At 42.0% G+C, this 1,493-nt stretch carries 4 protein-coding genes; 1 reads left to right on the forward strand and 3 read right to left on the reverse strand.

Going from position 1 to position 1,493, the window contains the following annotated elements:
* Both AC1DUA_RS37185 and AC1DUA_RS37190 read right to left on the reverse strand, forming a co-directional pair.
* A partial coding sequence (locus tag AC1DUA_RS37185) for a phasin family protein (RefSeq protein WP_477504501.1) occupies window positions 1–295 on the reverse strand: 295 nt, incomplete at its 3' end.
* A gap of 77 nt (window positions 296–372) precedes the next feature.
* On the reverse strand, window positions 373–822 hold the full coding sequence (locus tag AC1DUA_RS37190; protein ID WP_477504504.1) for a winged helix-turn-helix transcriptional regulator: 450 nt from the start codon (window positions 820–822) through the stop codon (window positions 373–375).
* A gap of 12 nt (window positions 823–834) precedes the next feature.
* Here AC1DUA_RS37190 and AC1DUA_RS37195 point away from each other — a divergent pair, with 12 nt between their 5' ends.
* Window positions 835–1,236 (forward strand): VOC family protein, encoded by a 402-nt coding sequence (locus tag AC1DUA_RS37195; protein ID WP_477504502.1) that lies wholly within the window; start codon window positions 835–837, stop codon window positions 1,234–1,236.
* 46 nt (window positions 1,237–1,282) lie between these two features.
* On the opposite strand, the gene AC1DUA_RS37200 is transcribed toward AC1DUA_RS37195, so the two are convergent.
* The coding region (locus AC1DUA_RS37200) for a DUF3189 family protein (protein ID WP_477504503.1) at window positions 1,283–1,493 on the reverse strand (211 nt) is incomplete at its 5' end.

The following is a 1,493-nucleotide window of genomic DNA, read 5'->3' on the forward strand; positions in this document are numbered from 1 at the left end:
ATGCCTGTAGCTTGTGTTCCATTTGATCGATGCGCTGATCTAGCCGCTTAATATCTTCCTCTGTCGCCACGTGCAGATCGACCAGTAACTTCTGAAGCTGTACGCGTACGATTTCTTTAAGAGCGTCCTGCTGCTCCTCCCCCTTCTTGATCAACTTTGCCACCAACGCCTTCGACTCTTCAGGGGCAACTTCTCCCTTTACCACAAGCTCTTTGACGTAGGTTTCCAGTTTTTCTTTGGTCACAATCGTGATTCCCAGTCCTAGCGAAACTGCATTCTTGATCAAATCATTCATCTATAACACTCCTCTACAAACAATAATTAGACATTATGATTTCCATTAGATGCCAATGGTATGTATGCGGAGAGAAATCATTCATCATCTTTTTTGTCTAATGCCAATGATTCCACTGAACGGTTCGCACCGTATATCTCCTCCAAATGAGCGACATGACCTACACCCCAATCATTTAATGCCTGCATGACTGTTGACATACCTTTCCCGTATTCTGTAATGGAGTATTCCACTTTTGGAGGGATTTGCTGATATATTTCACGATGAACGATATCGTTATACTCCAGTTCTCGTAATTGTTGGGTAAGCATTTTTTTGGTTATATCCGGTATCGCTCTTTGAAGTTCGCTAAATCTTTGGGAGTAGGATTTATATATGCTGGATGGCTGAAGGTATTTCAGTATGAAAAAGCAAAAGCGTCCTGTAACACGACAAGCAAATAAAAAAAGCGCTAAGCAAGGATCTATAAGATTCGCTTCTGCTTCCAGAAGTAGAGTATAGTAGGAGTAGTTATTAATATATTCCAGGAGGCTACAACCATGTCACAGGATATTTGGATTAACCTGCCGGTCAAAGATGTTCAGAAGTCAACTGCCTTTTTCAATGAAATTGGATTCCATGCGGAGAGTGTTGGTAACGAGAGAGCCAAGCTTGCTATAGGCCAAACAACGATTCTGTTGTTCCCGGATGCGGTGTTTGAGCAATTTACAGGTTCAAAAACCGCAGATACTTCCCATAGCGCAGAAGTCATATTTTCCATTGGCGCTGAAAGCAAAGAAGAAGTAGATGCCTACATTCAAAAAGCAGAGTTTGCTGGAGGAAGTATCTTTGGCAAGCCAACTGAAATTGACGGCTGGATGTACGGTGCGGGATTTGCCGACCTGGACGGTCACCGCTGGAATCTGCTGTACATGGATGAGAGCAAAATGCCGAAACGCTAATATGGAAACGCCGGTTACCTGCTCAAGGTCACCGGCGTAATAGCCATTATTTGAAATCTTTATTTTCTAGCATAATTAACTGTGAATTTGAGGTATTTGCGATATGTTTTGTATGTTGAACGAGATTGATAATGTCTTGATATGCTTGTTTTGCACCTATAACCAATAAAGGTACACCTATAAAATCAATCTTAAGCCAACGTGAAAGCAATCCACCACATGTCATCGAAAAAGGCACAGTCGGAGATGTATTCGAT

The sequence above is a fragment of the Paenibacillus sp. 01T422 genome (assembly GCF_056398785.1).